The sequence below is a fragment of the Pseudobdellovibrionaceae bacterium genome (assembly GCA_020635075.1).
GTDB lineage: Bacteria > Bdellovibrionota > Bdellovibrionia > Bdellovibrionales > UBA1609 > JADZEO01.
Genome location: JACKAM010000001.1, coordinates 1,378,702 through 1,396,237 on the forward strand (window position 1 = coordinate 1,378,702; position 17,536 = coordinate 1,396,237).

A 17,536-nucleotide genomic window follows, 5' to 3' on the forward strand; every position below is an offset into this window, starting at 1 on the left:
TTTCATCAAACCTAAGACTGGAGCCCCACCAAACCCCAAGCCCCATTTGGGGTCAATGGCAACCTCACTCGACCTCCGTCAGGCGCACACTGCGGCACCTGTAGGGTCGACTTAATGCAATGCTTCCGTAAATATGAGGAGGGTGAGCCTACCCCATGAGAAAACATGGGGTGCAATTTAGGACTGTGGAGCAAGGGCCCTTTTGAGTTCCTCAAGAATTCGACCCACGTGGGCCGGCCGACTGCGGTTTTTGAGGTAAGCTAAGGAAAGTCCATTCTTTAACGGCCTTCCGCAGCCCTTAAACACATGAAGCTTGTGGCCTTCATCCCGAAGTTTTTGTACCAGGTGATCAGGCAATACACCCACACCCAAATCCGACAACACAAGGCGAGCGATGGCCTGAACGTCCATCACCTGGGCGCGCACATTGAGCATGAGGTTTTTGCGCTTAAGGTGGTGGCTAAACCAGGAGCGCAGCACCGGCTCTCCCTCTTGGTAGGCCAAATACTCGAGAGACTCAAAGTAGGACTTGGTGTTACCCGGTTTGCCAAAGCGCTTGAGGAATTTCTCAGTTGCCACCAAATCGTGGATTTCTTCTGAGACTTCTTCCACGTGGATGCGCTTGTCCATATTAAAGTCATCGACAAATGCAAAGTCCAAGTGCCCGCTCAACAGCTCCTCATTGATCTTGTTTGCAAAATCCATGGTCAAATGGAACTGCAGCTCCGGAAACTCCTGCCCTAATTGGCCTAGAATCGGCACAATGCGGTTGTTGCCAAACTCAATGGGCATCCCAATATTAACCACACCCTTCATTTCCGCTTCACGGTTGGTCACCGCATTCAAAACGTCTTCAATGTTGAATAAGGCCGGCTGGATCACTTTGTAGAGCTCGTCCCCTTCGGTCGTGGGATAGATCTTCTTGTTGATGCGGTCGAAGAGTTTGACCTCAAGGGTTTCTTCCAAGGTTTTAATGTGCTGGCTCACACCGCTTTGGGTAAGGTGAAGCTCTTTCGAGGCCGTTGTCATACAACGGGTCTTGTACACACATTCAAACACACGCAAGTTATTGAGATTAATACTGTCGATTTGCATAGGCCCCTTCTATCACAATCAGTATTTCGAATGTTAAAGAATTAGTGAAACTGATGGAAGCCACCAATTTCCTATAATTTTTACTGCGGATTCCCCAAGAGGCAAAGCTCTACCCTTGTCAGATTTGCCAGAATTGTGACAAGGCCCCTGAAGGAAGGAAAAACCGTCCGAAAAAAAGAAAACGCGATCCCTCGGGATCGCGCTTTAAATGAACTCAAACAAGCAACAAACTGGATTGGGTCTCTTTTATTCTCTCAAAGGATCAGAGGATCTGCTCAATCTGGATGGTAAAAACAGGCTCAGGAGATCCCTGAAGAACCAACTCACCAATGATGGCGTCGTTGGCTGTGACAGTCTCAACACGGACTTCCCACAGAAGTTCTGGCTGCTCCAGGTGGCTGCGGTAGTCGACGATGGTGATGAATGTGGTTTCCGGAAGTGGGCCTTCAGCTGTCAGGTGGGCAGGATTGACGGCGGTGATCACGCGAGCACCTTCAATATTGAGAGTGTCTTCAATAATTTGGTACTGCTTGAAAATGCCGTTGAGGTTTAGCTTGATCTGGGAGGGCTTCATTTGACCATCAAGCTTAGTGAGAACAACTTCCACGCGCTGAACTTCGGCAAACATTCCATTGGCCATTTGCACTTCCATTTTGGCGGATTCAACGGGGCGATTCCAGCCAGGAAGAGAGATGGCAAAAGCTTGAAAGGTAAAAAGTACGGCGATTGTGGCGATAAGTTGTTTCATGATCCTGTCCCCTTTGAGTTTGAGTTCGTTTGTTCCAGTGCTTGGAACAAGAGGAGTTATAACCACTTTGCCCCTTCAGTAAAAATTATCTGATATTAATTACATTCATTAGTTTTACTCATGAATCTTGGTTCCAGGCTGGAACCAAGAGAACTGAACAAGGCCTGCCACCTGTCACCTGAGTGAACAATACTACTATTGTAAGTAGCTGAAATTACAACCTCATTTTTGGCTCTGAGGTTGCAGTCTTCAATCTCAGGGGAGGGCTCTGATTAGGTGGTTAAGCTGCTAAACTGTCTTATTTTGAGAAGACTGTGGGCCGCATTTCTAGGGCTCGTCCTATTGTCATCCTGTCAAAATTCATTCGAACAAAAGCAAAACTCAGGCCCCGTTCCCCTTTGTCACAACAAAAAACTCATGGACTGGGAAGAGGGCTCGCCCTTGTCTCTGCAGGCGGCGACCCTTTGTATCGACGACACTCCGACCTATTCCGTGGGCACCGTGGGGGACTCCATCAGTCGGGCCTTTTTAGCTGACGGCCGACTCGCCGATGCGCCCCTGCTCAACTGGAGTAGCGGCATTGACTTGGCCAAAACCAACAAGGAAAGCCATCTCAACCGCCTGATTGATCTGGCTACATCCAACAACTTTCACATTCGTGCTGCCAATGTGGCGGTTTCCGGGGCGAGAATTCAGAGCCTGCCGCAACAAGTTCTCTCGCTTAAAAGCCAACCGCGCATGGTCTATGCGACGGTTCTCATGGGTATTAACAATCTTTGCCAAGACGACATCACTGAGGCGCAGTTTTTAACTGATTTTGAAGGACGCATGGAGGCTTCGCTGAGACTGTTTTTGGACCCTCAGCACTTTCCCACACCACCTTTGGTGCTGGTCAGCTCCCTCCCCGATGTTTCCCAGCTGTTTTCTCTTCCCGCTCTTCGTGACAACAGCCAGTGCCAGGTGGCCTGGAATTTAGGCTGCCCCAATTGGCAGGGAGCCATGCTTGCCTCCACCTGGGCTTCCATGAACCAGGCGATTTCCCGGGTGGTCACCCGAATCAATCATCGCCATATCGTCTATGACAATGGAGCCTTGGCTGGGCAAACCTTCTCTGCCAGCCATGTTTCCTCAGTGGATTGTTTTCACCCCAGTCAAGAGGGGCAGGAGTTGATCTCCGAGACTCTGTGGAATGCCATTGATATCGAAAACGACTACCGAGACTTGATCCCGTTTTAAGCCTTGCGTTTTTGATCGCCGATTTCAGCCAAGAATTCTTCCAGTTCCTCTTCGCCCAACTTGTCGCGATTAAGGAGCCCATGTAAGGCACGCAAAAGATTGTCCGAATCAATCACCCGTGACACCGAGATCGTGCCAATGAATTCACCTTTGGGTGAGCGCAGGGCCGAGGAGGCAATGTCCACCCGGACCTTCTTGCCATCTTTACCCACCATCGAAGTATAGGTGTTGTGATGGTAACCCTTGTCCATGATCCACTTGAGGCCCTGGCGGGCTTCGTGGAGGCAACTCTTAACGTAGAGATCATCAAGGGTTTTCCCCAACATCTCCCCTTCGTCATAGCCGAGAACATTGTGAATGAACTTATTAGCCATGATGATTTTTCCGGCCTGGTCCACGGAGTGCATCATGATCGGGGTGTTTTCATAGAGTTTTTGGTATTGGCCCAATACACTCTTCACGTCTTCCAACTCACTCATCATTTCGAGGAGCTTCTCGTTGGCCTCATCTAGCTGATCACGCAGGTCCTTCATGCGATCGCCTTCGCCGGCGAGAAAGGACAACAAATCCTTGGGGCTAATGATGCCACAAAGCTTTTCCGCTTTATTTTTGACCAGCACCCGATGAACAGGCGAGTGAATGAGTTGCTTAACCACCTCGGCCACCGGGGTTTCTTCGACTACAAAAACCGGGTCCGCCAATTGTTCTGAATGGTGCCCCACCCGTCGGTGTTTTTCATCGCCCAAGTTCTGCCTGATAAAGGCACTGACTAAGGACATTTCAGACATAAGTCCAAGAACATCGCCCATGTGATCCAGAACGGGGACGGTGGAAACTCCATGTTCAACAAAGTCTTTCACCACGTCCGCCAACTCCTCGGCCGCATCAATGGTGAATACATCTTTGGTCATCAGGTCTTTCGCTGTTTTCATCCCCCAATTCTAGTTCCAAATGGCACCCAATCGTGAGTCCTAACTCCCTGTGTCTTTTATGGCAAAACGGCGACAGAAGCGCCGGCCGACAAGACATCAGGCGACTGTTTTCAATCACAATTTTTGGGGGGAGTGGATTCTCCTATGCGGCCTTTTTCAATTTATTCTCCGCCGACTTTCGAGGTTTGGGAATAAGTGAGGCTTCTCTTTTCAGATCACCCTCCAGGTATTGCATGTAGGCTCCCCAGATGGACCGGTTCACCTTATGAATCCGCAAGCCCATAATCCCTCCAGGTTTACACCAAACAGGCTGGGCCTCCACTTCGACGGATTGCCAGGGTGAAACTAAAAAGCGCAAAGTCATATTGGAGAGGAGAAGAGACTCTCCGGAAAGACGAATCATCAGGCCTTTCTCGCTCACCTCAAAGATCTCTATGGGAATTGGTCTTTGCGAGCCAGATTTATTCACCTGACCTTTAATGCGAACGGGAAACCTTGGGTGTTGCCGATCCTTTTGCACCGAAGGAGACTCCATAGGAATCAATTGTTTGAATTCTTGAAAGTGGTAAGCCGATCGCAAGAACTCTCGATCCGGATCTGAAATCTCCAAGCCTCCAAGCACTCCACACTTGAGAAGCTCACGCAAGTCATGAGGAGCCAGTACGGGGTCGAGCGATTTAAAAAAGCTCCTCTCGGGATAGTGAAAGCCTGCAAACTGTCGCTCGCAAAAGAAGCGAAATATGTTTTGCCCCTCCCCTTTACCAACAGAGACCCGGCGGAAGTCCCCTCTCGCTCGACGCAGATTCAAGGTCATACCCCAAGGGCAATTGGTTTTGACAAACTGGTAGCTCTTGCCGGTGGATTTTGGTTCCAGGTCCTCAAACAGAAGAATATGCCGGTAGAAAAAGCGTGCCGATTCGTTAGTAACAGCAACAAAGCGATCCACGCCCGCGTACTTGATAGCGTACTCATAGAGAAACTTCACCAGCGGCATGAGAATGAATCCCCGTTTCCGTCGCCAGCCGCGTTTGATGGCCAAGGAAGAAATCTCCGCCACCCGATCGCCCCAGCGCCTTAAGTCATCCAGATCCCAACCCGCATCGGCGGGTAGCCCTAAAGGACTATCCACAATCACTGTTAACGTTGCCACCACTTCATCCTGCCACTTCCCGACAATCACCGTGGAAAAGGGTGAGGCATGATATTTGGTGAAACGTTGGGCGTGTTGGTTACAGGAGATCAGCCCCTGCTCTAGGTAGGCCTCGTAGACCAAAGCGAGGGCTTGGGCAAACTCCTCCTTGGTATCAGCAATCTTAAACACCATATCCCCTGGCAGGACCAAGGGTAGATGAAGCTGACGGCGAATAAGTTTTCCTTGAATCGCATCGGGTAGGCGCTTGATCGCCCACATTGATGTGACGTAAAACCAGCGTGAAAGGTGCCGCCGAAGCACCCGCACCCCTTTTAAGATTTTCCCCATAAGACTGTCTCTCACTCAAGTTGTTCGAAACAAGCTTCCTCTTGCTCGCCTCGACCAGCCCACAGACAGCCCTGTCTGCAAAATGCCCTATTTTCAATTTACTCCTGTCATCCGGTTTTTTAAATACGAAACATCAACTGTCTCAGGTTGAGACATGTGATCAATGCATTTGGGATGTGGACGAATCACACCAGGAGTTCTTTGACTGAGTGGCGGTAGCTTGGAGGAGCCGGTTGCTTGCCCTTGGCTTTGCCCACACGAAACATCCAGGCCAATTGCCACTGACTTTTTAAGGCGAACTCCTGTTTGAGATGGTTTAAGGAGGTCTGCATTTGCCTGACTATTTCTCCTACTTCTACCGGTAAACCTGCCGTATCGATAAAACTCGGTCCGAGAGCTGGCAGAGTCAAAGGCTGAACAGAATAGCCCTCGGCCTGAAGCCGCAGCCATTTGCGACAAGACATCTGACCCACCTTGATCATGTTGCAAGAGGACAGCTCCGGCGTCGACACGGCGAAAAAGGCTGGGCCCCTATCATAGGTTTTTTTCACCCGACCCTTGGGGACTGCATAAAAACCCATCGATCGGAAGAAGCCAAAGGTACCTGGGTAATTCTTTAACAAGTAGATGAGAGGATAATCGCTAATTAAAGCTCCTAGAGTGGCAAAGGGCATTCCTTCGGAGCACTGTGGATTCTTTAGGCACACCCAATCAAAAATGGCCCGATTCAATTCCGGCCAACACCACATCAGGGTCTCTCCAGCGACACAATGACTTTTGAATTCCTCACTCGGTGAAGAAAGTAAATGGACATCCACTTCTTGATGATCCTTCTTACCCTCTTCCAAAACAGAGTGGACTTTTGCCAAATCAATCTCACCACTAAATGGTCGCCTTTCTGTCCGACGCTGAGACAACAGAGGAACTAGAGGATCAGACGCCAGCGGTCGCTCTGCGAATGCCACTTCAGCCCACAGAGAAAGCTCCTCAGTTGAGAGGAAATTGGACTCAAATAGTTCGAAAACTGGCTCTAAATCAAAATCAGTTGCGGCAACGACCAGGTATTCCAAAAGTGCACCGAGTGACAAACAGGAAGCGTGGTTCTGGCCGTTGAGAATGTGTCTTGCTTTGACCTCAGAATGGAAAATCTGTAGGCGATCTTTGGTGATGCGAAAACGAAATGGCTGGCAATTGTCCCCTGAAGGGTACCAACGAGCCAACTCAAGAACCCTTTCAATCCGGTCCGCCAGAATTGAATTTTCCATATGTCCCCCGGTCCTGATCACCCTAGTGCATTGAGGAGCTTTCCGTAAATGCCGTCAAATCCCCCGTTGGACATAATGAGGATCACATCTCCCGGCTGAGCCTGGCTGGTCAGAAGCTCAATGATGTGATCCACGTTATCGCCTTCATAGGCCGACTTGCCGTGGGCTTTGATGGCTTCCACCAATTCCTCGGTGGAGAAACGATCCTCTTCAGCGATTTTAGATTGATCGTAGGGCTTAGCCACTATGGCCACCTCGGCCTGTTGCAAGGCCTTAATGTAGTCCTGCTGAAAGATGCGTCTACGACTGGTCGCTGAACGAGGTTCAAACACGGCAAACAGTTTGTGACCTGAGAACCGCTCGCGCATGGTCTTAATGGTCAGGTCCACCGCCGTCGGGTGATGAGCGAAGTCTTCGATCACGGTGATGCCACGAGGCTCACCAATCACTTCCTGACGACGCTTGACCCCTTTGAACTCAGCAAAGCCATTAAGAATATCGACCAGTGGCCATTTGAGTTCGCGGGCCATGGCGAAGGTGGCCAAGGCATTCATTGTGTTATGGGGGCCAAACTGTTTGATGGCCAAATCGGCAATGCGCCTTCCTTGGTGAACCACGGCAAACTGATTGCGGCCGACAAGGACCTGGCGTGATGCCACTTGGTAGTCGCCCTTTTCCAATCCGTAGGTGACCACCCGAGCCTTACATCTTTTGGCCAAATCCATGGCCACAGGGTCTTCCCCATTGACCACCAAAAGACCATCCTGAGGGATGAGATCCATCAGCATATGAAAGGCCTTCTTCACATCTTCTAGGTTGTTGTAGATATCAGCGTGGTCAAACTCCACACTGGTAAGTACCACATACTTGGGCTTGTAGTGAATGAACTTGGGAACCTTATCGAAGAAAGCCGTGTCATACTCGTCCCCTTCAATCACAAACCAATCACCTTGAGGGGCACGGAAAGATCGGGAGAAATTGAGAGGAATACCTCCCACCAAAAAACCCGGCTTTTTGCCACAGGACTCAGCGATCCAGCTCATTAATGAAGTCGTGGTCGTCTTCCCGTGCGTTCCGGCAATGACGACCGAATGTCGCTCGGCAATGGCGTACTCACCGAGAGCTTTGGGAAGACTGGTATAGGGAATATCACTGGCCAGCAGGGCTTCGGCCTCCTCATGCTTGCGGGTGATAACATTACCAACGATCACCAAATCAGGTCGCGACTGGAGGTTTTCTTTTTTGTAACCTTCCATAATGGGAATACCAAGCTCAGCCAACTGAGTCGACATGGGTGGGTAGACATTCTGATCACTACCGGTGATTTTGTATCCCATGTCCTTCAACATCCCGGCAAGGCTGGCCATGGCCGTTCCACAAATTCCCATTAGATGTATGTGTGCGCCTTGTTCTAACATGAGCTTCAACCCGCTTGTTAGGCTCTAGTGTCTACCCAGGGGCCTGGTGGGTCAATAAAGTCTGGGTAAAAACAAGGCTGGATTGGGAACCGAGTTCTGATCAGGGACGGTTTGATCTCTGTGCTGGAGGAGAGTAAGGTGGTCCCATGTTGGGCCTTAAGATTCTTGATCAGTTCTTTATTTACTTCCACCTGGTGCTCACCTTGTTTAACACGCTGGGGTGGGCGTGGCGAAAAACCAGGAGCATTCACCTGATCACAGTGGGCCTGACGGCCTTCTCTTGGCTGGGCTTGGGAATTTGGTATGGTCTTGGCTATTGTCCTCTCACCCACTGGCACTGGCTGGTGCGAGAGAGATTGGGCCATGGCGATATGCCGGCCTCTTACATTGAGTTTATGATCGAGTACTTTACGCCATTGGATGTGGATTCCCAGATGGTAGATGGCTGGGTGGGCGGGGTCTTCACCTTGGCCGTGGTCCTCAGTTTGATTTTAAACTACCGTGATTGGCGCAGACCCCGACTTCAGTCAGAAAATTCCATCCCCTAGCCCCTGCCGGTGCCGCCCCCCCAAGGAAAATGATATCCTGATCTTACCGGGAAAAAGGATGGTTCATGAGTACACTTTCAAAGTCTTTGCTTTCGAGTCTGGTGGTGTTTGGTCTGGCCTCTTCGGCGGGAGCGGCCGACAACAAGCGCATCACCTTTTTGGACTTTGATGGCCTAACTCTAACGGACGACACAACCGACATTGCCTTCGACAAAGCAAAGTGGACGTCCTCTGAACCCAGACAGGATTGGACCCTGTTTACGCCTGACCCCAGTCTTGCCGCCAAAGAAAGACGAAGTGTGGAGGCCGGCGACACCTACCCGGTGGATGGTCCCGTTAGTATTAAACTGAGCAACAGTCCCCATGAGCCACCGGAGCGCATTATCACTCCCCGCTCCTACTGGGAAAGAAGCCTAGGCAACCAGGATGTCCTGCGCGGGGGGCAAGTCACCGTGATGGATACGACCAAGCCGGCCTCAATCACCACCTGCAAGACACTCAATAAAACCAAGGGAATGTCGGATCCCGCGCAAATGGTCTATGAAGCGGACTCCTGCCGAACCTTGACGGTGTCTTTGTGTTTTCATCTCAAGGAAGAAGTGGGATTGAAACCTTTGGACCCTTTCAAGAACTACACCTCCGACTGCAAGAAAATCTTAGGAAAGGAAAGACCCCGATTCACTCAACTCCTGGTGGGCGATGTAAAAACTAAGCATAAGCAGAACCTGCGCTACTACAAGGCCCAGGAGAAGCCGCCCCTCGAAGGCGAAATCAATGACCGCTATGATCCTTTGGCCGACCAACGCCGTTGTGAGCTCACCCTGCGCGACTGCAACCACCCGGGTATTCCCGCCCTCTCCGACTGGAGTGCCGTGCGCCTGGGCCGGGAAGTCAAAGGGCGAAGAACCACCAAAGGAGCCCAATAGGCCCATTTTGCGCCTAGGCCTGTAATAATCTCCAACCGACATCTGTTCACCCTCACGCTGTTGGCCGCGCTCTCTGGCCACCCTTTTGCTCTGATCATGGGCTCGGGTTTTTATAGGAGTTTAAAATGAGGGCATTGGTTCTGTTTTTTGTCTTTTCTGGCTGGTCCGTGAGCTTAAGCGCAGCCCCTTATTATGAAGGTGTCGGCTGCAACGCCGAGGGACGCAACTGTGTGTTTGGCGTTCCCACCCATCGTGTGCTGGAATGGAAAGTTCGCGGCTCCAGACTGGATCTGGGCGCAAAGTGCGAGAGCTTTTACCAGCGCCTCACGGAGGGCCTGAATAAAATCGAAGAGGCCAACGATCTCAAGGGCAACTTCACCTTTGAGAACTTCATCGCCACCACCCTGGTTGATCCGGTCACGGAGAAGCCCCACAGCATTGAATGCCAAATTGAAATCCACTCCACTCGAGAAGATGTGTTGGTCAAAGGTGCGGTGACCAAACACCGCACTTGGATCTTGCAAGAGCTCGAAGCAAAAGCTCGGGATAATTGTTTTTCCGCAAGCACTAAGGCACAAAATGAAAAATGCAACCGAGACCTGAAAGCCGTATGTAATGAAGACTTGGCTGAAATTGAGGCCGACCCATTGGGCACTTACCCAATGACGGGCCTGAGCGCGAGTCTCCTCCAGGGGGATATGTGTTTTGTCCGCCATATCCGCGTCGAATTCAAAAAACCTGCTGCGAACCCAGCTGATGGCCCCGAACAAGTCTTCGGCGGCCGGTAATTGGGTTCCAGGCCCTAATTGGGTTCCAGGTCCTATTCGTGGTCACACTGCATCTAGCTTGAAGACCTTCTACAGGTCGGCATGGAAGACCAATTTTTGGTCTTTACATGGATTCATAAAGTGACCTTAGTTGGATGCGGCCTGACCACGAATAGGACCTGGAACCAAAAGTGGATGCAGCGTGACCACGAATAGGACCTGGAACCCAATTAACCAAGGGCCTCGACAATCCAATCATGAAGTAAAGGCCTCAGGGCAACAAAAGCGGTGTTTTCCCTGGTGGGATGGACACGGTTGGAGAGAATGATCACCATCAGATCTTTAACGGGATCATACCAAAGCGAGGTGCCGGTAAAACCGGTATGGCCAAAGCTCCGCAATGAAAGGTTTCTACCACAGCTGGCTTTGCCTTTAGTAGGAATCATAAAACCACTGGCCCAGTCGCCTTTGCCTCGGGGAACGGCCCGTTTGGCAAAGTGGTGCAGGGTTTTCTGGCCGATCAATTGGGATCCGGACTTTTGCAGATAAGACCTTCTCAACAGTAATGCCCACTGGCTGACGTCATCCAAAGTGCCAAAGAGTCCCGCGTGAGGAGCCACTCCCCCTAATGACCAACAGTTTTCGTCATGGACTTCGCCCTGCATGGTTTTCCCCCGCCAAGAGCAGGTCTCCGTCGGGGCATAGAGAGACCTTTTGTACTTTGGCCTGTTGCCGGGGTTAAAGTGCATGGTGAAACCCTTAAGATCCAAACTTTCTCGGTAGTCCCGCCACACTTCTTCAAGAGGTGCTCCGTGGATTTCTTCCACCAGCATGCCAAGCATAAAAAAATCGATGTCTGAATAGATGGCCCGGGTCTTGGGACCGGGTTTGACCTTGCGCAAATGGCCTTCCAACTGCCTCCATCTTTTTTCCGGATTCATCGGCCCGCGCATTTTTTTGTAAAAGGGGGCCCACCAGGGAAGGCCGGCAAAGTGACTCAGAACTTCTTTCACCTGGGTGCGCGGACTTGGGTACCAATCCAGGTAGTGGCGCATAGGATGATTGAGATTGAGTTCCTTCTCTTCCACCAAACGCATCAATACCGGCACGGTAAACAATATTTTTGTCAGCGAGGCCAGATCATAAAAGCGATAGGTCTTCCCCAAACTCAACTCACCTGCGAGTTTCCCTTTACGATAGGCGCGAAGCTTTATTCCTGGAGTCACATGATCCAAATGGTGCTCAAGACGCTCGTCAATAATCTGCGCCAGTCGCTTTTCAAAGCGATTCATGCACACTCCATCTCATGAAAGGAATCCTGATCCCACACGCAGATGAGGCTCTTTACCCATCTGCAGTTCTGCCCGTGGACCAAAGGGGATGGGCCGCTGGGCGGGCCCATGACCGGCAGGGAAATGATCAAACACTGGAAAGGGAGCCTCATCGGCAAAACGACGAATCACTTCCCGCCAAAGATAACGACCGTTGGATTGGGCGCCGCCAATGAATTCGCCAAAGATCATGGCCTTGACGCCTTTAAGGTGGCCTGCCTGATCCATTTGCACTAGCATACGATCCACCTTGCGACCCTGCTCACCGATGTCCTCAAAAAATAGAATTTTTCCGCGCGGTACCCCTTCCCAGGGAGTGCCGATCGCCGATGCCCAAGTGGTGAGGTTGCCACCCGTGATCGGCGCGCGCAGTGTTTGTTGGCGACTGGCTTTCGTATTCAATGGCCTCAGCTCTGAAAACTCCAAAATCGGTTTGTCGCCGAACAACAGAGCTTTCATCTCGCGCTTGTCCCGCGGCCGGCCCACACCCTGGCCAAAGCGATCCAAAAGCGGACCATGAATGGTGTTCCAGCCCCATTTATGATTGAGAAACAAATGAAGAGTGGTCACGTCACTGTAGCCGATCAGGACTTTACTTTGAGCGGGTCTGCGCAAAGAGTTGAGGTCCGGCAACAATCGATTCGCCCCGTAGCCACCACGCAAACACCAAATGGCGCGGGAGTCTTTGGCCAATAGAGCCCGTTTTAAAAACTGAAAGCGTTTTTTGTCGCTGTTGGAACACAAGACATCGGCGCCAAGAAGACCGGGGGGCACACGAGGTTTGAGTCCCCAGCTGCGAAGAAAGGCCACCGCCCCCCTAATTTCCCCTTTGGTAGGCGCAAATCCGGGCGCAATGAGGTCCACCACATCACCCTCAACTAATGGACGCCACGAGATCATTTTTGGTTTGCGACGAAACAAGCTGCGAGTCATGGAGAATCCTTTTTAGGAAAGAAATCAGATCCCTGATGCTACCAAGATTCTAATGAGCATTGGCAATAGGAGCAAGTCCTGAAGACCTCATCCCTTAGGGAGGAATCAGACTGAGGGGGTCGTCATGATCTCCATCTGCTCCACCTCAATGCCGACTTGAGTGAGAATCTCAAGGGATTTGCGGCAGCGGTAGTCTTGAGCGAAGTAGATCTTTTTGACTCCACCCATATTGATCAGCCGCTTGGCACAAGCCGTACAGGGCAGATGAGTTACAAAGACAATCTTTTCGATAAACCGAGGCGAGTCGCAGTTGATGACCGCATTTTCCTCGGAGTGAAGGCACCCGCAATTGCCCGCCTCGTCCCGATCACATTCATTGGGAAGGCCGGTGGCATTGCCGTTGTAACCCACGGCCAATACCTTGCGAAAGTCCACGCTGGTGATGACCGTCCCCACATTAAGGCGCTTGCAGGTGGAGCGCTCGGCCAATTTGTGGGCTAAATCCATGTAAAGGTGCTGAAACGAGGGTCTTTGTCTTGTCAATTCCATGAGAAATTTGTAACAACTTTCCCATGACGGAGCAAACCCAATCCCGGTAGGATGGAATGATGCGTATTCTCCATTTAGGGACGGAAAAAACCTGGCGCGGGGGCGAAAACCAAATCCGCCTACTCATTGAGGGCCTCAAGGCCAAATACCATGCCGAAAACTGGGTGGCCTACCCCCAGGGAAGCCCGGCCATGGAGAGGTTTGCCAAGATTTGCCCGGTTCTTCCCCTACCCTCTTCCAGCTCTGGCGACCTCAGGTCTGTCATGCAATTGGCCAAGTGGGTCAAAGACAACCAGATTCATATTATCGATGCCCATTCCAGCGGTGCTCACTCTTTAGCACTTTGGGTAAAGAAGTTTTGTCCCGCCGTTAAGGTGGTTGTCCACAGGCGTGTGGATAACCCCATCAAAGACCGCTGGTCCACGCGACGCAAGTACAGCAGTGATGAGGTTGATCGCTTTGTGGCCATTTCCTATTTCATTGGCCAGATGCTTGTGGAGTACGGCCTTCCCCAGGAAAGGGTCTCCGTGGTGCGAAGTGCGGTGGATCACCGGCCCTATGAAGGCCTCAACCGCAAAGAGTGCGCCAGCAAGTGGCGACGCCAGTTGGAGATTGATGAGAGTTTGTTTTTGTTTGGCAGTGCCTCGGCCCTGAGTGAACAAAAGGCTCCCGATATTCTCGTCCAGTCCCTGGCCCTGCTGCGGGATCAGAGCCAAGCCAAAGTGGGTTTTCACTGCGTGTTTGCCGGTGTTGGCGATATGAAGGACGAGTTGCTGAAGCTGACCAAAAAACTGGAGCTGGAGAATTACGTGACCTTTGCGGGCTTCGTGGACGACATTCCGGAACTCCTCAGCGCTTTGGACTGTTTGGTCCTCCCCTCTCGCAACGAGGGCTTGGGAACGCTTGTTCTTGAAGCCATGTTGGCTGGAACCCCTGTTGTGGGCTGTAGCGTGGGTGGCATTCCCGAGATGGTCCATCAAGAGGAGACGGGATTACTCGTACCACCGGAAAATCCCGAAGCCTTGGCCCAGGCCATGGCCCGCATGATGTCCGAGCCTGCCCTGAGAGAAAAGTCTGTTGAGGCTGCCCGCAAACTGGTGCGCGCCCAGTTCTCTTTGGATTCCATGGTCGAAGGCAACTGGGCCGTCTATCAACATGTGGTGAAGTGATCTCTACTGGAGTTTATCCCGCCAGAATTTTAAGGTGCTCTCAAATTTGTTGCCGAGCCGGTGACGCAAGTCCGAGTCCCCGCCGCCATTTCTCAGTTGATCGCCTGCGGAAGCCAGGCGAACGCGAAGAGCGCCAAGGACGAATTTGGTTTCCGGACTGGCTTGATCATAATCCTGCCGATCCAAATAAGCTTGCAAGGCGTGAAGAGTGTCGTAGGCATTTTCATAAGCCGTGTTGGTCAGCACCTTTCCTTCCATAGCCACCTGTTCTGCTTCGCATTCCAGTTCTTCTACACGGGTTTTTAACTCATGCATATCGGGGTTGGCCGCATGCTGCTTGTAAAAGCTATCGAAGTCCTGACAGCGGTAAAAGTGCTCACTTGAAGCTGCACAGTACTTGGAACAGGCTTCTTCATTGGTCATGCGGGACTCACGAAAGCGATCGCAGGCCTTTCTCACCGCCTCGACAATTTCGCGCGGGCGTTTTGAACCATCAAGGTAATTGCAAATATCCGGGTCCAATTCCACCGGCTGATAATCGTGGGCCTTACGGTCGTCAGCCGTCATGAACCAACTCAAAGGGGCTTTGCCACAATCGCTGAGGCATTCACCTGACAGGACTCCGGCGGGATAGCGTTTGGCATTTTCCTCGGCACTTTGCAGAGAGTAGGCATCTTTAGTCAATACACCATTTTTTGCGTAGACCATGGAATCTGAAACATAGACAAAGCCATGCTCATGCCGAGTACGCCCCTCGGGAGTCCTGACTTCGAGAGAACCAAAATCACCTGGCTGTTTTTTCTCTCCTGGCTGCAGTTCACGACACAGTGGTGAACGAAGAAAAAAATCCCACTCCTCATCCGACGACTGACGCATAAAGGGCACCACCTTGCCCATCACCAGAGCTAGGTTCCAACAGTTGGGACCACCCACCTCGCTGGAAAGGCCCTGGTACTTTTGCACGTGTTCCGGCAAACAGGAATGGACATTCATCTGACACATTCCCTCTCCGTCTTCCCGGACCGGGGGCACGGTCGAGCAGGACTTCCCTTCTACGACCTGGGTCCAGGCATTGACCTCCTGGAATCGCGCCTCAATCAATCTGCAACTGTCCACCAGCTTGACTTGGCCTTTGTTACCCCGCTGGAAGTAGGGCCCACCCCCCGCCCAAGCGGAAGTGATCAATACGAATATCGAAATGAAGAATAGAAAGGCCCGGTTCATGTCCCTTTTCTATCGGCAAACACAGGCTAAATCTAAAAAAATAGAGGTTTGGTTTTCAGGGTTCCGAGTGGAGACTCGGAACCCTGAAACAGAAATCCTTAAGGACTCAGTGGCAGCACTTTAAAGCGGACGTTACCGACGCTTGAAAGCCCACCATCGCTGATGGCTTGTAGGCTTAAGTCCATGGCCACCTCAGCTGTGGGTGGCACCAAAAAGTCGATGACCACGTTGCAGTTAAAAAGCCACTTACCCGGTCCCGCTTCCCGCGCCGAGCTACAGCCAAAGCGCGAAGTGTCCTTAAGACCTGCCAGATTGCTGAGCATGACCATCTTGGGTTTCATCACCATGCTCCCCGGTTGCTCCACTTCCACTTCAAAGTTAAAGCGGTCGCCGTTGGTGATGTCTTTGACACCAGTGATCGCCCCCAAAAGCGGACGCTGCGGGCGATCCATCACCAGAAGTTTCACATCCTGCTCCTTAATCAACACTGGTTGTGAATTAGAGTAGAGTTGCACCGTCACGGTCAGGCTTCTTGTCTCGCCACTTGTGACAAAACTCACTTCCGGCTGCCAAACCAATTGCCGGGTCGCCTGATCGTAGGCGGCGCCAACCGGCAACTGATTAAAACCAATAGCGTAGTCGCCACCGCCTGGGACCACTCCCCGGATGGTGTAGGCGGACTCAACACCCTCCACGAACACCATGGTGTCGCTGGCCTGCACTTCAAAGCGGTTGTCCTTACACTCACTGGCCTGAGAAGCCAAAGGGGCCACCAGAACCAAAGCTAACAAAATCTGCTTAAGTTGTTTCATGTTTGCCTCCAATTACTTTTCGTCAGCCGGAACAAATTCAACAATTACGGGAGTGTGGTCGGGCGCACCACTGAGATCCACCAACTCCCCAATCACCACTTCATTGGTCTCAGGCGAGTAGGCCCAACCCTGACCAAGAATGCCGGTGGGAATTTCCACCGCATTAAAAAACACCCGAATGGTTTCTACAAGAGGCTGAAGCAACAGGGGAATGCGACGAGAGAGACCGGTCACTGCCTGGGCCATGCGCACCAGATCTTCCCCGTAGGTGGCTGAACACAGAGACGACACCTGGCCGTTGAAACGGCCAATGAGATCTTCAATGCGAGCAGGCGTGGTGTTGCCGTCATCGCGAATACAGTTGGTGGTGTCATTTGAGGGCACCAAAATACCATGAGCACTGGCCATGGAGGGGGACCCCTTCACCGCCAACAACCGATCGGCGACCACTTGAACACCTATGTCGTCTGACTGATCTTCCGCATCTGAAACAAAGACAATCATCAGGTGAGCTTGCTCGCGGATAAAGCCGGCATTGGCCCCATGGCGAATGTCATCACTCAAGGCCGCGGCCAGAGATTTAAAATGGGTTTCAGTGCCCGAGCCACTTGTTCCCACGAGAAGGTTTTCTCGCAAAGTTTTGATTGGGTCGGAAGTCGCGGGTGTGACAAATCCATTGCGGAGAACACCACACCGAGCACCGGTGTAATCACAACTGGTGGTGATGACTCCGACTTGGTAATCTGTAAGAGACTGAATCTGAGCTAAAAACAGATCAATGTTTTGAGCCAGATTGTTTTGATGAGAGCCCATGCTCCCCGAATCGTCGACAACGAACAGAATATCGACCGCTTGCCCGAGATACTCGATTTTTACCTTTCCTGGAAAGCGCATAAGATCAAAGGTCTTACCCTCAATCGTTCCCCACTCGGCTTGGGCAGCTAGAACGCCTCCCAAACTCAGACAAAGCGCAGCTCGGTACATCACCTTGCGCAGCAGATGCATAGATCCCCTCCTGATTGAAATGTGTGTTTCCCCAAGTCGGATCGATCTTAGGAAATGAAGTCCGTTGCTGTAAAGGCTTTGTTCCAATGGTGAGGGGT

Annotated in this window: 17 protein-coding genes; 5 read left to right on the plus strand and 12 right to left on the minus strand. The window is 51.6% G+C overall.

Features of this window, described 5'->3' with window-relative positions:
• Window positions 1-177 precede the first annotated feature (177 nt).
• Both H6624_05995 and H6624_06000 read right to left on the minus strand, forming a co-directional pair.
• Window positions 178-1,095, minus strand: coding sequence for a LysR family transcriptional regulator (locus tag H6624_05995; GenBank protein MCB9083874.1), 918 nt, complete (start codon window positions 1,093-1,095; stop codon window positions 178-180).
• A 262-nt stretch (window positions 1,096-1,357) separates the two neighbouring features.
• Complete coding sequence (locus H6624_06000) at window positions 1,358-1,843, minus strand: hypothetical protein (GenBank protein ID MCB9083875.1); 486 nt, start codon at window positions 1,841-1,843, stop codon at window positions 1,358-1,360.
• A 342-nt stretch (window positions 1,844-2,185) separates the two neighbouring features.
• Here H6624_06000 and H6624_06005 point away from each other — a divergent pair, with 342 nt between their 5' ends.
• Window positions 2,186-3,079: a hypothetical protein gene (locus H6624_06005; protein ID MCB9083876.1), complete on the plus strand. Its 894-nt coding sequence runs from the start codon at window positions 2,186-2,188 to the stop codon at window positions 3,077-3,079.
• On the opposite strand, the gene H6624_06010 is transcribed toward H6624_06005, so the two are convergent.
• The 4 genes from H6624_06010 to mpl form a co-directional block, all read right to left on the minus strand.
• Window positions 3,076-4,011: a CBS domain-containing protein gene (locus tag H6624_06010; protein MCB9083877.1), complete on the minus strand. Its 936-nt coding sequence runs from the start codon at window positions 4,009-4,011 to the stop codon at window positions 3,076-3,078. The two genes, H6624_06005 and H6624_06010, sit on opposite strands and share 4 nt — an antisense overlap.
• Window positions 4,012-4,153: 142 nt before the next feature.
• Window positions 4,154-5,491: a PilZ domain-containing protein gene (locus H6624_06015; GenBank protein MCB9083878.1), complete on the minus strand. Its 1,338-nt coding sequence runs from the start codon at window positions 5,489-5,491 to the stop codon at window positions 4,154-4,156.
• A gap of 185 nt (window positions 5,492-5,676) precedes the next feature.
• Window positions 5,677-6,756, minus strand: a complete 1,080-nt coding sequence (locus H6624_06020; protein MCB9083879.1) for a hypothetical protein — start codon at window positions 6,754-6,756, stop codon at window positions 5,677-5,679.
• 17 nt (window positions 6,757-6,773) lie between these two features.
• The gene (gene mpl, locus H6624_06025) at window positions 6,774-8,174 is read right to left on the minus strand and encodes a UDP-N-acetylmuramate:L-alanyl-gamma-D-glutamyl-meso-diaminopimelate ligase (GenBank protein MCB9083880.1); all 1,401 of its coding nucleotides are present in this window, start codon (window positions 8,172-8,174) and stop codon (window positions 6,774-6,776) included.
• A gap of 146 nt (window positions 8,175-8,320) precedes the next feature.
• Here mpl and H6624_06030 point away from each other — a divergent pair, with 146 nt between their 5' ends.
• The 3 genes from H6624_06030 (at window position 8,321) to H6624_06040 (ending at window position 10,436) form a co-directional block, all read left to right on the plus strand.
• A complete protein-coding gene (locus tag H6624_06030) occupies window positions 8,321-8,722 on the plus strand; it encodes a DUF2784 domain-containing protein (GenBank protein MCB9083881.1) in 402 nt (133 codons plus the stop codon).
• A 65-nt stretch (window positions 8,723-8,787) separates the two neighbouring features.
• Window positions 8,788-9,648, plus strand: coding sequence for a hypothetical protein (locus tag H6624_06035; protein MCB9083882.1), 861 nt, complete (start codon window positions 8,788-8,790; stop codon window positions 9,646-9,648).
• A 125-nt stretch (window positions 9,649-9,773) separates the two neighbouring features.
• On the plus strand, window positions 9,774-10,436 hold the full coding sequence (locus H6624_06040) for a hypothetical protein (protein MCB9083883.1): 663 nt from the start codon (window positions 9,774-9,776) through the stop codon (window positions 10,434-10,436).
• A 209-nt stretch (window positions 10,437-10,645) separates the two neighbouring features.
• Here H6624_06040 and H6624_06045 read toward each other — a convergent pair whose 3' ends face one another.
• The 3 genes from H6624_06045 to H6624_06055 form a co-directional block, all read right to left on the minus strand.
• Window positions 10,646-11,707, minus strand: a complete 1,062-nt coding sequence (locus H6624_06045) for a serine hydrolase (GenBank protein ID MCB9083884.1) — start codon at window positions 11,705-11,707, stop codon at window positions 10,646-10,648.
• A gap of 12 nt (window positions 11,708-11,719) precedes the next feature.
• Window positions 11,720-12,679 (minus strand): LD-carboxypeptidase, encoded by a 960-nt coding sequence (locus H6624_06050; protein MCB9083885.1) that lies wholly within the window; start codon window positions 12,677-12,679, stop codon window positions 11,720-11,722.
• A 105-nt stretch (window positions 12,680-12,784) separates the two neighbouring features.
• The gene (locus tag H6624_06055; GenBank protein MCB9083886.1) at window positions 12,785-13,228 is read right to left on the minus strand and encodes a hypothetical protein; all 444 of its coding nucleotides are present in this window, start codon (window positions 13,226-13,228) and stop codon (window positions 12,785-12,787) included.
• A 56-nt stretch (window positions 13,229-13,284) separates the two neighbouring features.
• On the opposite strand from H6624_06055, the gene H6624_06060 reads away from it, so the two are divergent.
• The gene (locus H6624_06060) at window positions 13,285-14,397 is read left to right on the plus strand and encodes a glycosyltransferase family 4 protein (protein MCB9083887.1); all 1,113 of its coding nucleotides are present in this window, start codon (window positions 13,285-13,287) and stop codon (window positions 14,395-14,397) included.
• Window positions 14,398-14,400: 3 nt separating this feature from the next.
• On the opposite strand, the gene H6624_06065 is transcribed toward H6624_06060, so the two are convergent.
• The 3 genes from H6624_06065 to H6624_06075 all read right to left on the minus strand — a co-directional run bounded on the left by H6624_06065 (window position 14,401) and on the right by H6624_06075 (window position 17,438).
• Complete coding sequence (locus H6624_06065; GenBank protein MCB9083888.1) at window positions 14,401-15,399, minus strand: hypothetical protein; 999 nt, start codon at window positions 15,397-15,399, stop codon at window positions 14,401-14,403.
• 320 nt (window positions 15,400-15,719) lie between these two features.
• On the minus strand, window positions 15,720-16,433 hold the full coding sequence (locus tag H6624_06070) for a hypothetical protein (protein MCB9083889.1): 714 nt from the start codon (window positions 16,431-16,433) through the stop codon (window positions 15,720-15,722).
• A gap of 12 nt (window positions 16,434-16,445) precedes the next feature.
• A complete protein-coding gene (locus H6624_06075) occupies window positions 16,446-17,438 on the minus strand; it encodes a VWA domain-containing protein (GenBank protein ID MCB9083890.1) in 993 nt (330 codons plus the stop codon).
• Window positions 17,439-17,536 lie beyond the last annotated feature (98 nt).